This is a genomic window from Vibrio sp. C8 (assembly GCF_054051265.1).
The window spans coordinates 411861-429252 of record NZ_JBPAOE010000022.1; the positions used below are offsets into that span (position 1 = coordinate 411861).

A 17392-nucleotide genomic window follows, 5' to 3' on the forward strand; every position below is an offset into this window, starting at 1 on the left:
CGCTCCCCTTTGTCGTTGGACTGATATCAAACTACTCTTAATTCACTGCGCGTATCTTGCCGTGTTTAAGATCGCTCAGTACCATGGATTTTGGTCCATCTGCAATGATGGTGCCTTTCTCCATGACAATTACACGGTCAACTACATCCAGCATTGATGTTTTATGGGTTATTAGAATCAAAGTTTCACTAGGGGTAAGCTGTTTCATTTGATTCTTAATGTGCATTTCAGAGCGATTATCCATTGCACTGGTTGGTTCATCCATAAGTAATACAGGAGGGCGACCTAATAGTGCTCTAGCTATTGAAACCGCTTGTCGTTGACCACCTGATAGTAATAAACCACCCTCACCAACTTGACGCTCTAACCCCGCGGGATCTTGTTGGGTAAATACGGTAACGCCAGCTCTGTTAGCGGCGTCCATAACTTCTCTGTCGTCCACCAGCGGGCGTCCTAGAGTAATGTTATCTCTGATAGTGCCGTAAAACAGAACGCTCTCTTGAGGCACGCAGCCAATATTACGACGGATATCTATGTGATGAAGCTGGGCAATATCGGTATCGTCAATGCGTACATGACCTTCAGTTGGTTGGTACAAGCCCATGATTAAACGCTCAAGGGTTGTTTTACCTGAGCCTATACGACCGATAATCGCCACTTTCTCACCCGGATTAATGGTCAGGCTCAAATCGCGAATTGAGGCAATTGGCGAATCTGGATAATGGAACGTCACCTTATCCAGTTCGATTTTTCCTTGAATCATCGGACGGTGAATATAGCGTTTGCCTTCTTCTTGCTCATCTGGCATTGCCATTACTTGCTCAATGATTTTCAAAGACGCTTTTGCTTGGTTGTAACGGGTCGATAATAGAGATAGCTGAACCATAGGGCCAATAGCGCGGCCGCTTAGCATCGTTGCCGCAATAAGACCACCCATCGTAAGGTTCCCTTGCGCTATTAGGTAGACACCCAAAATAATCATTCCAACGCTCGATGCTTGTTGAACCAAACCTGCTGTGCTTTGAATACCATCTGTAATTCGGCGGCTTTTAATATTCCAGTTTGCCATATGGGAAATGGCTTCTTCCCAACGATGTTGGAACTGACCTTGTGCACCAAACAGCTTTACAGTTTCTAGGCCAGCTAAGCTCTCTATCAGGTTCGCGTATTTTTGAGATGCAAGGCGAGAGCCTTCTTCTATCGCTCGGCGAAGAGGAGCTTGAATGAGCAGAGAATAAATGATCAGAATACACACACCGATAATCGGTACGTAAACCAGATCACCAGCCATTAACCAAATAATGATCAGGAATAGAATCGAAAACGGCAGATCAATCAGCGAAGAAATGGTCGCTGAAGTGAAGAACTCCCTTATGGACTCAAATTCTTGTAGATGGCGAGCAAATGCACCAACTGATGGAGGGCGAGACTCCATTCGAATCCCCATTACTTTACTGAACAGTTTTGAGGAGATGAGGATGTCCGATTTCTTACCAGCAACATCAATAAAGTAGTTGCGAAGCATCTTCAATGTGAAGTCGAACAGGAAGATGATAAACACGCCACTGGCTAAAACCCACAAGGTCTCAAAGGCGAGGTTAGGCAGTACCTTGTCATACACTAAACGGGTAAACATCGGCGCTGCAATAGCAAACAGGTTTGTCAAAAGAGAGGCGAATATGACATCACGATAAATGCGCTTTGATTGCCAAATTGTGCCCCAGAACCAGTGTCCTTCACGAGTTTTTAGAATTTCAGGTGAACGTTCATCGTAACGAAACTGCTTTTTCACCATGAAGTAGCGGCCGATAAAGCGGGCATTCAACTCTTCTAACGGGTAAGCAATAGGCACCATGCCGGACTCTGCAGTAACAATCTCGGCTTCTTGTTTCTCTTCGTTAATACTGTTGAGAACACAAGCTTCATTTCCCCGCAGCAGGAGAATGACAGGGAAAACTAAGCGAGGGATTTCTTTCAGAGTCGAACGGTTTTCTTTGGCGATAAGCCCCGCACGCTCTGCAGCGCGGGGGAAAAGAAATGGAGTCAGCTTGCCATCTGTCAGCGGTAATCCATTGATTAACGCATCAGGTGAATTCGCCAATCCATAATAACGACTCACATAGACCAGTGAATTAAGTAGCGTATCTTGCATTAAACTGACCTTTATCCTTATTTATCAACGATGAAACCTTGGAATACTTCAATAAAGTGTTCCGATAGGAAATCCAACTGAGCCTGAGTTTCAACGCGAGAAGCGATGGTCTTAATACCTAGGTTATGCGCAGTTCTTGAAATAGAGGTTAAAGTGAACTTTTGCTTCTCATCGTCTAAGTGGTGAGTAAACAGATAATCCAGTTTCACGTATTTAGGTCTAAATTCGTTGATGTAATCCAAAGATTGGAAATTACGACCATAGTTATCGACACCAAATTCAGCACCCGCAGAGCGAATCGCGTTGCAGAACAGCGCAGTATGGTGTGGCGCATTGATAAAACAGCTTTCTGGTATCTCAAAGTGGAGCAGGGCGCAAACCTCTTTATGTTTGGCCAGTTTTTGCGTGATCCAGCGGATAAAGCTTGGCTGTTCAATACTGCTTTGAGCGATGTTGATCGCCAGTGGCGCATTAAACTCGTTCGCCTCTAGCTTCTCAATCATTTTATCAATGACGTATTCATCGAACTGGTGGCTCGCATTTAACTGTTCAAGAGCAAACAGATATTGGTTGGCGGTATAGCGCTGTTCGCCGTTATCAATCGCAGAGAATACTTCTCGGTGGAAAGTTTCACCCCAACCATCATTCGCCGCCTGAAAGCGGTATTGGAACCAGTCGTTGTGCATGGCTTCTTCAACCAGTGCTTTCCACTGTTGTTTACCCATAATGACTTGGTCTGATTCCGCTTTGATAAAGCCATATTTCACTTCCGCGTTGGCCTTAGAAGCTGCGACAGCGTTATCTAGCAACGAAAGTATCTGTGTTGAATTTTTCTTGCTCTGGTTATGCACAATGCCCAGATAGACTTTCTCTTGAGTCATGCCTGTAGGGTCTGCACTGATATCCTGAACACAGCCGAAGATACTCTCAGCAACCATTTTTAGTTCGCCTTCGTCCATGTTCGGCAGAATGAAACCAAACTCGTCGGTAGAGATACGGGCAATGGTGGTGTTTGGTGCGGAAAGCGTGACTTTTAGATGTTCAGCTAAGTTACCAATCATGCCGTCTCCGGCTTCGTAACCCTTATCATCGTACAACTCTTTAATAAATTGAGCCTGAAGAATGGCAACGCCACCGATTGCACTTTCTGCCAACCAGTTATTAAGTTGGTTCATGTAGTACGCACGGTTACCTAAATGAGAAACAGGGTCGATGTAAGCACGCTCACGAAGTTGTTGTGCTTCTTGTGCTTGCGCTTTGAAAGACTTTTCAACTTGTGCCGACATGCTGTTAATGCCTTCCACCACAGAAATAAGATCTTTGGTTTTTGGCAGTGGAAGTGGATCGCCAAAATAGTTGCGAGCAACTTGTTCCATCTTATTGACGATCATTTGTAATGGACGAAGTGCGCGTTTGACGATGACTGATATTGCAACTAAACCCGCAAAGAAGATCGCGCCGAATGCAATACTTAGGCGAATAAGTGCATTCCATAACTGTGAATAAGCTTCACCAGGGTGGCTGATGATTTCTACTTCTGCTAGTTGCATCCAACCACTGGTAACCACACGTTGGTCGTGAATCGGTTGAAATAAATTTAAGTTCGTAAACCAAACAGGTACCGAACTTGGCTTTATAGGGTAGGCTCGTTCAATCTGCTGGTCATCATCGAGAAATTTCAACCTAACTAACGAGTAGGTACTTCCATCAAACAGAGCATTAATAACAGACTCAACCGCGACGGTGTCTTTCTTCTCAAGGTAAGGTGCGAGAGCTAAACCAACGGTATTGATCGTATTACTCACCTCAGAGCGTTGTTGTTGCTCTAAGTTGTCACGAGTCGTGTTAAATTCGATAACGAATACCGAAGCTAACAACAGAACAAATACAGTGATCATCCCTGCGACCAGTTGTTTATATAGTGTCATAGTACCTACTCATCGTAACTGATTAGTGGTTTATTCAGTTTAAGAGAGCGCTCGCGAGCGCGTAAATCATTCCAAAGGCTAAGACGTGAAGAGTCACCAGCAAGCTGACCGTTCTTAGATTTCATTAGCCACAAGTTTTTACCGTTGAAACTGTATATAGGTAATAAGTCTCTACGAGTTGAAGCTGGTTTTATTTCGCCGTTGATGTTGTCCAAAATCAACGGTTCTGCATTCGGTGTTGAGTAGTAGGCAAGAACCATGTGGAACTGGTTAAGTTCGATGGCCTTAACGTACACGAGGCGCAGTTTGATATCCGAAACGCCAAGTTCAAGCAGGGAGAAATACTTCGCAATGGTGAAGTCTTCACAGTCACCTGCATTACTGCCGAGAAATTCCAATGGTGTTGCCCAGTAATCGTTTTTGCCCCATAGCTGGATATCGTTAACGAAATAGAGCTGGTTAAAAAAACGGTTCACCTGAGTGAGCTGTTCTCTTTCTGACAAGCCTTTATAACGGGTCATTTCTGAACGCCAAGTCGCCACACGTTTACCCGCTCTTTGACCATAGGTCGCAGAGACAGCATCAATCCACTGTTGCTCCTGTTTACTGAGAGCCAGTGATATGGATGAGGTCATTAGGATAAGCGTTGCAGCTAGCCAGCGCTTCATTGCGTATCCCAATCACTGTTGTTCAAATGGGTCAGTTCGTGCTTGAGCATTCAGTATTATTCCCGCAAGGCGTTTGTCTTTGCTCTAAGAATTGGTTCAAGTAGGTACTCCATCACTGTTCTTTTTCCGGTAATAATGTCTATCGAAGCGGTCATACCCGGAATAATGGGTAGGTTTTCATCGTGACCAAACGACGTCTCAGTGGTACGCACTCGAACCAAATAGAAACTGTTGCCTTCTTCATCTTGTGAGGTGTCGGCGCTGATATGTTCTAGCGTGCCTTCTAAACCACCGTATTTAGTAAAATCGTAAGCGCTGAATTTCACAATAGCGTGTAAATCTGGGCGTAAGAATGCGATATCTTGGGGAGCTATTTGTGCCTCAACAAGCAGTGTGTCTTCAGTAGGAACAATTTCGACGATATCCATGCCTGGCTGAATTACACCACCCACGGTATTCACATTCAGGGTTTTCACTGTACCAGTGACAGGAGAAATAACGACAGTTCTATTTACGCGATCCTCTAATCCCACCGCAGACTCTGTCATTGAAGAGAGCTTATCCTGAACTTGGTTGAGTTCTTGCTGTTGCTGAGAACGGAATTTTTGAGCGGTATCTATCCGGCTCAGCATCGCTTCGCGAATGTTTGATCTCAATACGGGTACTTTTAATTCACTAGAAGTGAGTTCACGACGAGTGTCATTCACCTGACGTTGCAATTTGAGAAGCTCAATTCGTGGCACCACACCTTCATCGGCTAAAGGTTTGGTGATTTCCAGTTCTTTGTTTGCAAAGTCATAGCTTTGGCGAAGGTTTTTGATTCTAGCCTGAATCTCAATTAACTCTTGTTGCTTCTGTTTAACCTGTTGTGTCATCACCGAAATCTGGTTTCTTAAATTATCCAAATCTTGTTGATATTCTGCACGCTGACGAGCCACCAGCTGAGGTTGTGTGTCCTTGAGCAGGGGAGGGAAGGCGAGTTTGTTGTAATCAATGCGAACACTGTTTTCCCAATTGTTTTCAGAAAAATCTTCGTCGATGGTGACACTAGAAAGTGTCGCGGAGAGCTGTAGCACGTTTGCAGTTAAATTGGCTACCTGTTGCTCACGCTCACGGAAATCCGAACGGAAGCGAGTGTCGTCAATTAGGATCAGCTGTTGACCTTTTTGAACTTGTTCACCTTCGCGAACCAAAATCTGCTTAACCAAACCACCTTCCAAGTTTTGGATGACTTGAACTTGAGAAGAAGGAACCACTTTTCCTTGGCCACGGGTGACTTGATCGATTTCAGCCCAAGATGCCCATGCGGAAGCTGCGATAAAGAAAGCGATCATCACCCAAAGCATGACCCTAGCACTACTCGGAGTGTTTAGAAGCAGTGCCGCTGTTTGGTCGTCGACATACTCAAGTTCTGTCGCGGAGAGCTTATTGTAACTACTCTTGCTCATGGTGTTCCTTGATGTTGCGGTTCGTAGCTAATTGCTTATTGATTTACCTATAAGAATAAATGTTAATTATGGAATACGTATAGCTATTTCCATTTAATTTTTGAATTCATTCGTTTTTTCGATGGATTTGTTGAATTGTTAGCTTGTCTATTTGGTCTACGAGTTGTTTTTCTTAACTTTAGTTAAGATCATAATTTCTAGCCGTTATTATTTATCTACTGGTGAATTGCTTGAGTTCTGCAACAGTTCAGAGGACAATCGGCAAAAAATTACGAGGAGTAGAAATGGATCTTTCAGATATTCGCCGTGAGTACATCCGAGGTGGTTTGAGACGTAAGGATTTGCTTGCCGATCCCATTGACCAGTTTAACTTATGGTTACAACAAGCGATTGATGCAAAATTGACTGACCCTACCGCGATGACAGTTGCGACAGTTGATCAAAATGGTCAGCCTTTTCAACGTATTGTTCTGCTGAAGAACCTAGATAAAAATGGTTTTGTTTTCTACACCAACTTGGGAAGCAGAAAAGCGCAGCACATTGAACACAACAACAAAGTCAGTATCCATTTCCCTTGGCACCCTTTAGAAAGACAAGTTCATATTACAGGCACTGCAGAAAAGCTGACTGCATTAGAAAATATGAAATACTTCACTTCTCGTCCAAAAGACAGCCAAATTGCGGCTATCGCTAGCCATCAAAGTAGTCGTATTTCAGCTCGCGGTATTCTCGAAGGTAAATATTTAGAACTGAAACAGAAGTTCGCTAACGGAGAAATTCCAGTGCCGAGTTTCTGGGGTGGATATCGAATCAGACCTGAAAGCATTGAGTTTTGGCAGGGTGGGGAACATCGTTTACACGACCGTTTCTTGTTCAGCAAAGCAAACGATGAGTGGACGGTTGACCGTTTAGCACCGTAACTATTTTTTTGTTTTCGCTAAAAGAAATTGAGCAACAAATGTGACAAAGGGGGAATACATTCCCCCTTTGTCACATTTGTTGCTCGTATATCACTTATTCGAGCTCACGTAGGATACGGAAACCCAGATAGTTGGCGGCAGTGGAAGGGCCTATAAATAGCTGTTTATCTGCTTTTGCCATCTCAGGTGAGAAGATCCAAGCACCACCTTTCGCCATGCCTCTTTCATCGTTGGTCCATTCCCACACGTTACCCACCATGTCATAGAAGCCTAAACGGTTTGGTTCAAATGCTCTCACTGGAGACGTGCTCTTATTGGACCACTGAGTACCACCCCAACCTGTATTCGCCTTACCTGACCCAAAGTTATCGCCCCACCAGTAGCCATTCTGGCTGCCTGAGCGAGCGGCTATTTCCCACTCATCTTCACTTGGTAAACGGTATTTGAAACCCGTTTGTTGAGAAAGCCAACGTGTGTAGGCAACAGCATCATTTTTGCTGATACAGACGGCAGGTGAGTGAGCCGATTGTTTGAAGCCCGGATTACGCCAATAACTTTCGGCTACAGGAGTCACTTCAGAATTGTCGACGGTAATACAGATGTTTTTAAGCTCTGCATCTGTTTGGTAGCTGGTTTGATTCACGAATGTCTCAAACTGACCGACAGTTATTGGTGTCGCACTCAATGCGAAAGCATGATCAAGGCGAATTTGTCTTGAAGCTTGATCACCTAGCAGATATTCACCTTTTATCATGGTGATCATCTCAGGGGCTTTTGCATTGCCCTTCAATGAATCTGCAAACTTATGACCCGGTTTCAAAACGTTTTCATATTCGTTCAGGACTGCTCGTAGTGTCTGATCTGCGGTGACTTCAATTTCACTGTTGAAAGAGCGATAGCCTTCTTTTTCAATGATGATGTGATGTTTACCAACGGGCATCAGCACTTCTACAGGTGTACTACCATATTGAACGCCATCAACGATGACTCTGTCCGCATATTGATTTGAACGTACAGAAAGGCTTACCCAGGCTACTTCTTTTTGCTTCTCACCCGTCTGATTGCCTTCACCCGGAGCAAAACAGTATTGGGAATTTAAGTTAAGAAGTTTACAAGGAGCGTTTTCTGCAGGACGAGCATCAAGCTGAGCTGAAATCACAGTGCGAAATTTGCTGCCATCTGAGAAGCCAGATTCAACAACAGAGTGCTTTAGAACATGAATATTGAGAGAAACGTCAGAAAGGTATTGTTTGACGATTGCTGATTCGCTGGTCTCATCCACAAGCCAGTTCTGGAATTGTTTAACTGCTTTTTGAAGTCCGAGTTCGTTTGTTTGGTTGCTACATTGAGCTAATGTCATGTCCGCGTTACAGGTGTTGGTAAAGCTGACTTTTTGTTCGCCGGTGCGTTTTAATTCTTCACGTAAACGTTCCACACGAGCGCGAAGTTTGTTTTGCTCTAAACCTGCTATGTTTTGTTCAATAATGCCTTGCGCAGATTGTTTCTGAGCAAGAGCTGTTTGCAGTTCTTGCAGCTTTTGTTCAGCTTCTAAGCGAGACTTTTGGTTCTGCTTCACTTCAGACCACGCATCTTGATACGCCTGTTGCGAAGGCATTATGTCAAGATCTGGTTCATCGATCATTTTGAGATAGTCACGCTCCAAATTTGCTTTCGCTGTTTTTAGCTTCGCATCGAGTTTGACTGTCAGTTGATTAAGACGATCCAATTCTTGTTGTTGATTGTCGAAAGCAGTCTGATCAGACTGGGTTGCCTTTTTTGCATCCTGCAACTCTGAATGTTTACTGAACAGCGCGTCATCAATGGCCATTACAGAGGAAGGCGTTCCTTCTGCCAACGTCGATGTCGCCATTAAGCAAGGTGAGAGTGCTATTAGAAGAGCGGATAAACCTTGTCGCATTGTTGTCTACTTCAGTTAAGTTTTAAAAAATGTTTTGGCTATTCTAAACGAAAACGCCATTTTGTCAGAAGCTATCTTTCAATAACTTGGTAACAAAATGGCGTTTTAACATAGCCTTATTTATCAGCTTTGTGAATCATCACAGAAAAATTACTGTATTCCGTCGCTTAGCCGTTTTTGTTTGGTCTCAGTTTTACCCAGATAGAATCGTTGCCATTCACAGTGATAACACGGTTGTATGTTTCAAAACCGTCTTTAGACACAGTGACTTGATGACGACCCGCTGGTAGAACGATTTCTACAGGAGTACTACCATAGTTAATACCATTGATGGTCACAGAATCGTTATATTGGTCTGAACGAACAGTGACATTTGCCCACTGTTTATCGTTCTTCTTGTTTGCATTCTCGTCAGCTGCGCCTTGTAGGCAATAGCGAGTAGAAACATTCAACAACTTACACGCTGCCACTGCTTCAGGTTTTGCTTGTAACTGAGCTTGCATTTGAGTGGTGTAATCGTTGTTGCCTTCAAAACCGCTCTTGATGATTTGGCTTTCTTGAACGTGAATATTGAGTTCAACACCGTTGGTGTTTTGCTTAACAAGTGTTGATTCAGTCACACCGTCCAGTAACTTAGCTCGAAACGTTTTAACCGCTTTTTGCTTAGTTAGGTATTTGCCTTGGTTAGCACACTCGCCAAGCGTCATCGTTGTAGAACAGGCAGTTTTGTAGCTTGTTTCTAAAACACTGCTTTCACGAAGTTCAGCTTCAAGGCGCTTCACGCGTGCTTCAATACGGCTTTCTTCCAAGTTAGTAAATTCAGTTTTTAAGCGAGCTTGTTTCTGCTTAATCTGAGACAAACGCATTTCGCTTTCTGTCACAGCCTGTTCATTGGCTAACTTTTCAGACTGATTCTGTTTTACCGCAGCCCAAGTTTCTTGATATTTCTTTTGGAAGGTAATCAGATCAGTTTCAGGATCATCTAATAGACGTGAGTATTGTTTATCTAGAGCTGATTTTGCTCTATTACGCTTCGCATCTAATTCATCAGCTTCACGTTGGAGGCGTTCTTCTTCATTTTTCAATTGTTGAAGCTTGGCACCTTCCGCTTCATAGTCTGAAGAAATCGTGTCAATTTCATTTTGTTTGATACTTATCTTCTCATCGATGCTCGCCACAGGATCAGCCTGTGTTACTTGTTCTGCGTTCACCGATGCAGTTACCCAAAGAGGGCTTAGCGCAAGCAATAGCGCTGGGATGCGATATTTGATCATAGGTCCCTGCAACAATTTAACATTTAACCACTGATAATAGTGGGAAAGACAATCTTTTGACAGCTTTTAAATAAGCCGACTCATAATGCAAACTCTGTAGCTTTTTTAGCTTCAAAGCACTAAAACTTACTGAAACCTGCTACTAGGTCTCTGATTTTGTAAATCTTATAAATGTGCATTTCCCATTTTGAGCAGATTCATAAAATATGCAAGCACCGATTTCCGATTCACAGCGCTGTTTTCCGATTGAATACACATTGACCGTAATTTATGTGCACTTGATCATTGTTCCGACTAGATGAATACCCTCCATTTCATCACTATAAATTATCGCATATGCTCATGGTTGTTTATTGGTGGTTAAATACTGTACAGCATTATCACTGTGGGAAAATTTGGTATAAAATTAGCGTCTATTTTAAAGAATGACCTGGTCTTGAGTGAGCAAAGTATGACAACTTCTGCCTATACAGAGCAAAGAGCCAAAGTTTTGTCGCCTCGCCCGGCGCAGTTAATTACTTTGCCTGCATATATGGATTGCCATGATCACAACTACACGCAAATTGTTATTGGCCTAAAGGGGCAAGCGGAGTTTGAAGTGTGCGGCAGCGGTAATGTTGTCGGGCCAGGGCAGGGATGTGTTGTAACCTCTGGAACAGATCACGCTTTTGGCGGCATTGTTGGTCAGTCAGATATCTTGGTGCTGAACTTGCCACTTCCTTCTGACGAAGACCCTCTAGCCTTGCAGAAGATAAATGATCTCGCTCGCAATGACGTGTATTTTCAACTCGACGGCCAAATTCAAAAACTGATTCAACTATTAGTGTTGGAAATGCAATCTTCTCCCGATGATTTACTTTTGAGTCGGGCTTGTAGCGATACAGTAACAGCATTATTGCAGAGACATATATCCAGTTTTTCTAGTCATAGAAAAGACTCGCGCTTTGATTTAGAAGCGGTTGACCGCTATATTGAGCAGCATTTAAGCCGTCGAATTTCTGTCGCGCAGTTAGCGGGCAGCGTATTCCTTGGAGAAAGCCAATTTCATTGCTTGTTTAAAGAACAGCTTGGTATTACACCACATCAGTATGTGTTGGGTAAGCGTGTTGATATGGCGAAATCTCTCATTGAACAGGGTCGTTTAAATTTAGGACAAATAGCAGAACTGACAGGGTTCTCAAACCAAAGTACCTTTACTCACACTTTCTCTCGTTTGCAGGGGATTTCACCTTCGCAATTCAAAAAAAGCTGTCGCAAATAAGCTTCAAAATTAAGAAATCACGCCACAATTTTGTTTTTTCCTACGCTCGCTGACATTGGCTCATAGCGATCTTCACTATTTCTAGCCTTAAATAATGATAATTATTCTTCTTTAAAGTGCGATGTCGCCATTTTTAGGTTACTTATTTGCAATGTCTGGTAAAAAACTAGCATATTATCTTGTGAAAAATGATGTGATTCTGTTTTTGCTTTGTTAATAAACCAAGTTTTTGGCAAAAAGCTCGGAGTTTTTGACAAGTAATCCTCGTGCGCTCAAAATACACTGCTGCCATTGTAGGAAGCCCGTATTGGATAAACGGGTATGAGATTGAGGAAAACGCGTGTTTACAGCAACTGATGTGTTGAAAGCCGAATTTGTCGAGCAGCCGCTAAACAAATTGTGGTCGCAGATCTCTCCACTTTATATGGTGGACGAATCCCAATGGCTAAAAGAACTTTTACCCCTAGCAACGCCGACGGAAAATGAGAAGTCTGCGATAGCGGTTAAAACAACCGAATTGATTGAGACGATTCGCAAAGACAAGCAGTCGATCCAAATGATTGATGCGCTTCTGCTTGAGTACAGTTTAGATACTCAAGAAGGTATCTTGCTGATGTGTCTCGCCGAAGCTCTAATGCGTATTCCAGACACGGAAACGGCAGATGCCTTCATTAAAGACCGTCTTGGCGTTGCAGACTGGAAATCACACCTTAAGAATTCAGATTCTGTATTTGTTAACGCTTCGACTTGGGGCTTAATGTTTACAGGTAAAGTGATTGGTCTTTCTGACGCTGAGAGTACCAGTCCTATCCAAGCAGTTAACCGTTTAGTGAACAAGTTGACTGAGCCTGTGATTCGTAAAGCAATGCATCAAGCGATGAAGATCATGGGACACCAGTTTGTTCTTGGTCGTAACATTGCTGAAGCGCAAAAGAATGGCCGTAAGATGCGAGACAAAGGTTTTACCTACTCATTTGATATGTTAGGTGAAGCGGCGCTAACTACTGCTGATGCGAAAAAGTATTGCCAAGACTACTTAACAGCCATTGAAGCTGTAGGGCGCGACAAATATGGTTTAGACACCAGCCCAGCTCCATCTATTTCTATCAAACTTTCTGCACTACATCCTCGTTACGAAGTGGCAAACCGCGATCGAGTAATGAGTGAGTTGTACCAAACGTTGATGCAATTGCTTGAAAAAGCGATAGAGCTTGATGTTGCTATCACGATTGATGCGGAAGAAGCAGATCGTTTAGAGCTATCTCTTGAGCTGTTTGAAAAAATTTACCGCAGTGAACTTGTAAAAGGCTGGGGCAAGTTTGGTCTTGTAATCCAAGCTTACTCGAAACGTGCTCTGCCAGTTTTGGTTTGGTTAACAGCGCTTGCAAAAGATCAGGGTGACCTGATTCCTGTTCGTCTTGTAAAAGGTGCATACTGGGATAGTGAGATTAAGTGGTCTCAACAAGCGGGTTACACTGGCTACCCTGTATACACTCGTAAAGAATCTACCGATGTTTCTTATTTGGCGTGTGCGCGTTTCTTACTAAGTGAATCCGTTCGTGGCAACCTGTTCCCGCAATTTGCTAGCCACAACGCGCAAACGGTCACTTCTATTGCTGTGATGGCAACACACAAAGATTTCGAATTCCAACGTCTGCATGGCATGGGTGACGCACTGTATAACCATGTAATGAAAGCGTATAAGCAATCGGTGCGTATTTATGCTCCTGTAGGCAGCCATAAAGATCTGTTGCCTTACCTTGTTCGTCGTCTCCTCGAGAATGGTGCAAACAGCTCGTTTGTTCACCGTCTGGTTGATGCGCGCTGCCCGATTTCATCTTTGATTCAGCATCCGGTCGATATGCTGCTTGAGTTTGATACCTTCAACAATACTCAAATTCCATTGCCGCCAGCGATCTTCTCTGAGCGCCGTAATTCTTATGGTGTGAACATAGATATCGAAAGCGAAGCTAAACCATTTGAAAAGCAAGTTGAATCATTTTCTGGTTATCAGTGGAAGGCTGCGCCAATCATCAACGGACACTCTTTGTTCGAAAGCATGATCAAGGAAGATGTAAAACCTGAGCTTGTTACAGCGCCTTATGATCGTCGTATCGAAGTGGGGCAAGTCTACTTCGCATCCCATGATCATGTTTCCGAAGCTATCGAGTCCGCACAAGCGGCCTTTGCAAGCTGGAACCAAGAGCCTGCATCTGTTCGTAGTGAAAAGTTAGAGAAGCTTGCTGATCTGTTAGAAGCGAATCTGGCTGAGTTAGTCGCAATCTGTCATCACGAAGCGGGTAAAACCATTCATGACAGCATTGATGAAGTTCGTGAAGCGGTTGATTTCTGTCGTTACTACGCCAAACAAGTGGATTGCTTAGGCGAATTCACAGTGGATGGCTTTGATGGAGAGAAGCGTACGGTACAACGTGAAGGTCGTGGTGTATTCGTTTGTATCAGTCCTTGGAACTTCCCTTTGGCAATTTTCCTAGGTCAGATCTCTGCTGCACTAGTTGCTGGTAACACTGTGGTTGCAAAACCAGCAGAGCAAACCAGTTTAATCGCTGTTCGCGCGGTTGAATTGATGCTTGAAGCGGGTTTCCCTGCCGGAGTTATTCAACTACTTCCGGGTAAAGGTTCAGAAATTGGTAGTGTGCTTACTTCTCACCCAAGTATCGTGGGCGTGGCGTTTACAGGCTCTACCGCAACAGCGCAACGTATTAACCAAACACTGGCAGAGCGCGATGCTGATCCTGTTCCGTTTATCGCGGAAACAGGTGGTCAGAACGCAATGATCGTAGATAGTACAGCGCTACCTGAGCAAGTGGTTCGTGACGTTCTTCGCTCAGCGTTTGCTTCTGCGGGTCAACGCTGTTCAGCGCTACGTGTTCTTTTCGTTCAGCAAGATATTGCAGACCGCATTACCACGCTTATTCAAGGTGCAATGCAAGAGCTGTCGATTGGTCTTCCTTATTTGCATACTACTGATGTTGGTCCTGTGATTGATGCGAAAGCAAAACAAACACTGCTTGAGCATATTGACCACATGACAAAGACGCAGAAGAAAGTTGCTGAGCTTAGTCTAGGTGAAGATTGCCAACACGGTGATTTTGTTGCACCGACAGCGTTTGAGATTGCAGACATTTCATGTTTGACAGAAGAAAAATTTGGTCCGGTACTGCACATTGTTCGCTTCAAAGCGAGTGAACTGGCGGATGTGGTGAATCAAATTAACCAGACAGGTTTTGGTCTGACTATGGGTATCCATAGCCGCAACGAAACGACCTATCGCTGGATTGAAAAACATGCGCGTGTTGGTAACTGCTACATCAACCGCGACCAAGTTGGTGCTGTGGTTGGTGTTCAGCCGTTTGGTGGTCAAGGGCTATCGGGCACAGGTCCGAAAGCAGGTGGTCCACACTATTTATACCGTTTTTCTCAGGTTCAATACCGTTAATCGACTAAGCGAAGGAGACCAAACATGGTTCATCAAGTAACTCGTTTTTCTGACGCTTTTTCGGCTTGGGAAAACTGGAATTTAACAAGTTTTGATTCTAAGTGTGAGTGTTTACTTTCATTGAAATCAAATTTAGAGAGCACTTCTCCGCAACTTGCGAGAGTGATTTCTTACCATCTTCAACAGGCAGCGACATTGTTGGCGCATACGCACCAACTAGTTGGCCCTACCGGAGAAACGAACGAGCTGTATACGGCAGGTCGTGGTGTAGCACTGATCATTCAAGATGATGACAGTGCTGCTGCGAAAAAAGCCGTTATAGCTCAGTTAACAGCTGCATTAGTTGCGGGTAACAGCGCAGTTTATTGCAGTGATGATGCTGAATTGTTTTCAGCACTAAAGTCTGCTTTCGAGCAGTCAACTCTACCCGCTAACGTTCTGCAATTTGCGACATTCGATGCTCATCAACAGTTGATCGAATCGGATGTTCGCGCTGTGGGCTATGTTGGTAAAACGTCGGTTGAGCGTCGTCTTAACCGCGAACTGGCAAAACGCACAGGTGCTATCGTTAGCTTAGTATCAGAAACGGATTTGGATGCCCTTCCTGTGGCACACGATCCACACTTATCACTGCGCTTTATTACCGAACGTACTCGTACAATTAATATTACGGCAGTGGGTGGTAACGCGACCTTGCTAGAGCTTGGAAGCGAATCTCACTAGGTCTGATGACATTAAAAGATCTTCAGACCTTGGATCTTTTATCTCTCCTCCTCCCTTTGAGGGAGGGGGCATGGAAGATAATTCATATTTAGAGGACTCAACACAATGGAAAATAGCTTTGCTATTACGACCACCTTTATCGTCTACCTCATTTTGATGTTGGCGATTGGTGTTTACGCATATCAGCGAACGAAAAGTTCATCGGATTATTTCCTCGGTGGCCGATCTTTAGGCCCATGGCCTGCAGCGCTTTCTGCTGGTGCATCTGATATGAGCGGATGGTTGTTACTTGGTTTACCTGGTTACGCCTACGCTGCTGGCTTCGAAGCTTTTTGGTTAGCTGGTGGCCTTTTAGTAGGTACTTGGGCAAACTGGTTATTGGTTGCAAAACGTCTACGTACGTACAGCGTAACGACGGATGCACTTACATTGCCTGAATTCTTGTCGCGTCGCTTTAATGACAAATCTAAGCTAATTCAAACAATTTCAGCTTTCTTTATCCTTCTATTCTTCCTTTTCTACACCAGTTCAGGCCTAGTGGCTGGTGGTAAATTGTTTGAAACTGTATTTGGTATTGATTACACCATCGCGGTAGTTATCGGAACAATCTGTGTGGTTTCTTACACACTATTTGGTGGCTTCCTGGCTGTATCTTGGACTGACTTAGTTCAAGGTCTTTTAATGGCAGCCGCTCTTCTTATCGTGCCTTTCGCTGCGCTTGACGGTGGTTTCGGTAAGCTGGATGCAGAACTAACGGCAATTAACCCTGAACTTCTTACTCTTTGGAATGGCATTGACGGCAAACCACTGTCTGCTATCGCGATCATTTCTCTGGTTGCATGGGGTCTGGGTTACTTTGGTCAGCCACATATTTTGGCTCGTTTCAAAGCTTCACGTTCAAACAAAGATCTAACTACTGCACGCCGTATTGCTGTTTTGTGGACGGGTCTGTCGATGTTTGGCGCATTGTTAGTGGGCTTCGTTGGTCTTGTATACGTAACTAACCACGGTACTATGCAACTTGAAGATGGCGAGAAAATCTTCATGCTATTAGTAAACGCAATGTTCCACCCAGTTATTGCTGGTATTCTTTTAGCGGCAATTCTTGCAGCAATCATGAGTACTGCGGACTCTCAGTTACTGGTTTCTTCTTCTGCACTGGCTGAAGATTTCTACAAGCAAGTATTTAAAACTGACGCAAGCTCTGAAGAGATCGTACGTGTAGGTCGCCTAGCGGTGATCATTCTATCGGTTATTGCTCTTATCTTGGCGATGACACCAGATAGCTCAGTGCTCGGTCTTGTATCTTATGCTTGGGCTGGTTTCGGTGCGGCATTTGGTCCAGCACTTATCTTAAGCTTGTACTGGTCTCGCATGAACCGAAATGGTGCTCTGGCTGGTATCATCGTTGGTGGTGTAACTATCGTAGTCTGGAAACAACTGTCTGGTGGTTGGTACGACGTATACGAAATTGTTCCGGGAATAATCTTATCTACAATCGCGATTGTGGTTGTGAGCCTACTGACAGGTGAACCTGAACAAGCTGTGAAGTCTCAGCACCAAACATATAAGAAGCAATTGATTGACCTAGACTAGGTTAAAAGTTCACTGTTTCTCTGAAAACCCCACACTGTGGGGTT

At 44.0% G+C, this 17392-nt stretch carries 11 protein-coding genes; 5 read left to right on the forward strand and 6 right to left on the reverse strand.

From position 1 onward, the window contains the following. Nucleotides 1-37: 37 nt before the first annotated feature. The 4 genes from ACRQQK_RS13155 to ACRQQK_RS13170 are packed head-to-tail and all read right to left on the reverse strand — an operon-like array spanning nt 38 to nt 6196. On the reverse strand, nt 38-2152 hold the full coding sequence (locus tag ACRQQK_RS13155; RefSeq protein ID WP_457512071.1) for a type I secretion system permease/ATPase: 2115 nt from the start codon (nt 2150-2152) through the stop codon (nt 38-40). Nucleotides 2153-2169: 17 nt separating this feature from the next. Continuing rightward, complete coding sequence (locus ACRQQK_RS13160) at nt 2170-4080, reverse strand: bifunctional diguanylate cyclase/phosphodiesterase (RefSeq protein ID WP_457512073.1); 1911 nt, start codon at nt 4078-4080, stop codon at nt 2170-2172. 5 nt (nt 4081-4085) lie between these two features. After that, nucleotides 4086-4748: a transglutaminase-like cysteine peptidase gene (locus ACRQQK_RS13165; RefSeq protein ID WP_392477186.1), complete on the reverse strand. Its 663-nt coding sequence runs from the start codon at nt 4746-4748 to the stop codon at nt 4086-4088. 56 nt (nt 4749-4804) lie between these two features. Then, a complete protein-coding gene (locus tag ACRQQK_RS13170; RefSeq protein WP_457512076.1) occupies nt 4805-6196 on the reverse strand; it encodes an HlyD family type I secretion periplasmic adaptor subunit in 1392 nt (463 codons plus the stop codon). Nucleotides 6197-6480: 284 nt separating this feature from the next. Between ACRQQK_RS13170 and pdxH the strand changes: the two genes are divergently transcribed. Next, nucleotides 6481-7116, forward strand: a complete 636-nt coding sequence (pdxH, locus tag ACRQQK_RS13175) for a pyridoxamine 5'-phosphate oxidase (RefSeq protein ID WP_457512078.1) — start codon at nt 6481-6483, stop codon at nt 7114-7116. Nucleotides 7117-7210: 94 nt separating this feature from the next. On the opposite strand, the gene ACRQQK_RS13180 is transcribed toward pdxH, so the two are convergent. Continuing rightward, nucleotides 7211-9034, reverse strand: coding sequence for an SUMF1/EgtB/PvdO family nonheme iron enzyme (locus tag ACRQQK_RS13180; protein WP_457512080.1), 1824 nt, complete (start codon nt 9032-9034; stop codon nt 7211-7213). A 167-nt stretch (nt 9035-9201) separates the two neighbouring features. Next, nucleotides 9202-10308, reverse strand: coding sequence for a PEGA domain-containing protein (locus ACRQQK_RS13185; protein ID WP_457512082.1), 1107 nt, complete (start codon nt 10306-10308; stop codon nt 9202-9204). A gap of 451 nt (nt 10309-10759) precedes the next feature. On the opposite strand from ACRQQK_RS13185, the gene ACRQQK_RS13190 reads away from it, so the two are divergent. The 4 genes from ACRQQK_RS13190 (at nt 10760) to putP (ending at nt 17348) form a co-directional block, all read left to right on the forward strand. Beyond that, on the forward strand, nt 10760-11569 hold the full coding sequence (locus ACRQQK_RS13190) for an AraC family transcriptional regulator (RefSeq protein ID WP_457512084.1): 810 nt from the start codon (nt 10760-10762) through the stop codon (nt 11567-11569). Between the two features lie 340 nt (nt 11570-11909). Further along, nucleotides 11910-15029, forward strand: coding sequence for a bifunctional proline dehydrogenase/L-glutamate gamma-semialdehyde dehydrogenase PutA (putA, locus tag ACRQQK_RS13195; RefSeq protein WP_457512086.1), 3120 nt, complete (start codon nt 11910-11912; stop codon nt 15027-15029). Nucleotides 15030-15053: 24 nt separating this feature from the next. Continuing rightward, nucleotides 15054-15752 (forward strand): 1-pyrroline-5-carboxylate dehydrogenase, encoded by a 699-nt coding sequence (locus ACRQQK_RS13200; protein ID WP_457512088.1) that lies wholly within the window; start codon nt 15054-15056, stop codon nt 15750-15752. Nucleotides 15753-15857: 105 nt separating this feature from the next. Next, nucleotides 15858-17348: a sodium/proline symporter PutP gene (gene putP, locus ACRQQK_RS13205; protein WP_457512090.1), complete on the forward strand. Its 1491-nt coding sequence runs from the start codon at nt 15858-15860 to the stop codon at nt 17346-17348. Nucleotides 17349-17392: the final 44 nt, after the last annotated feature.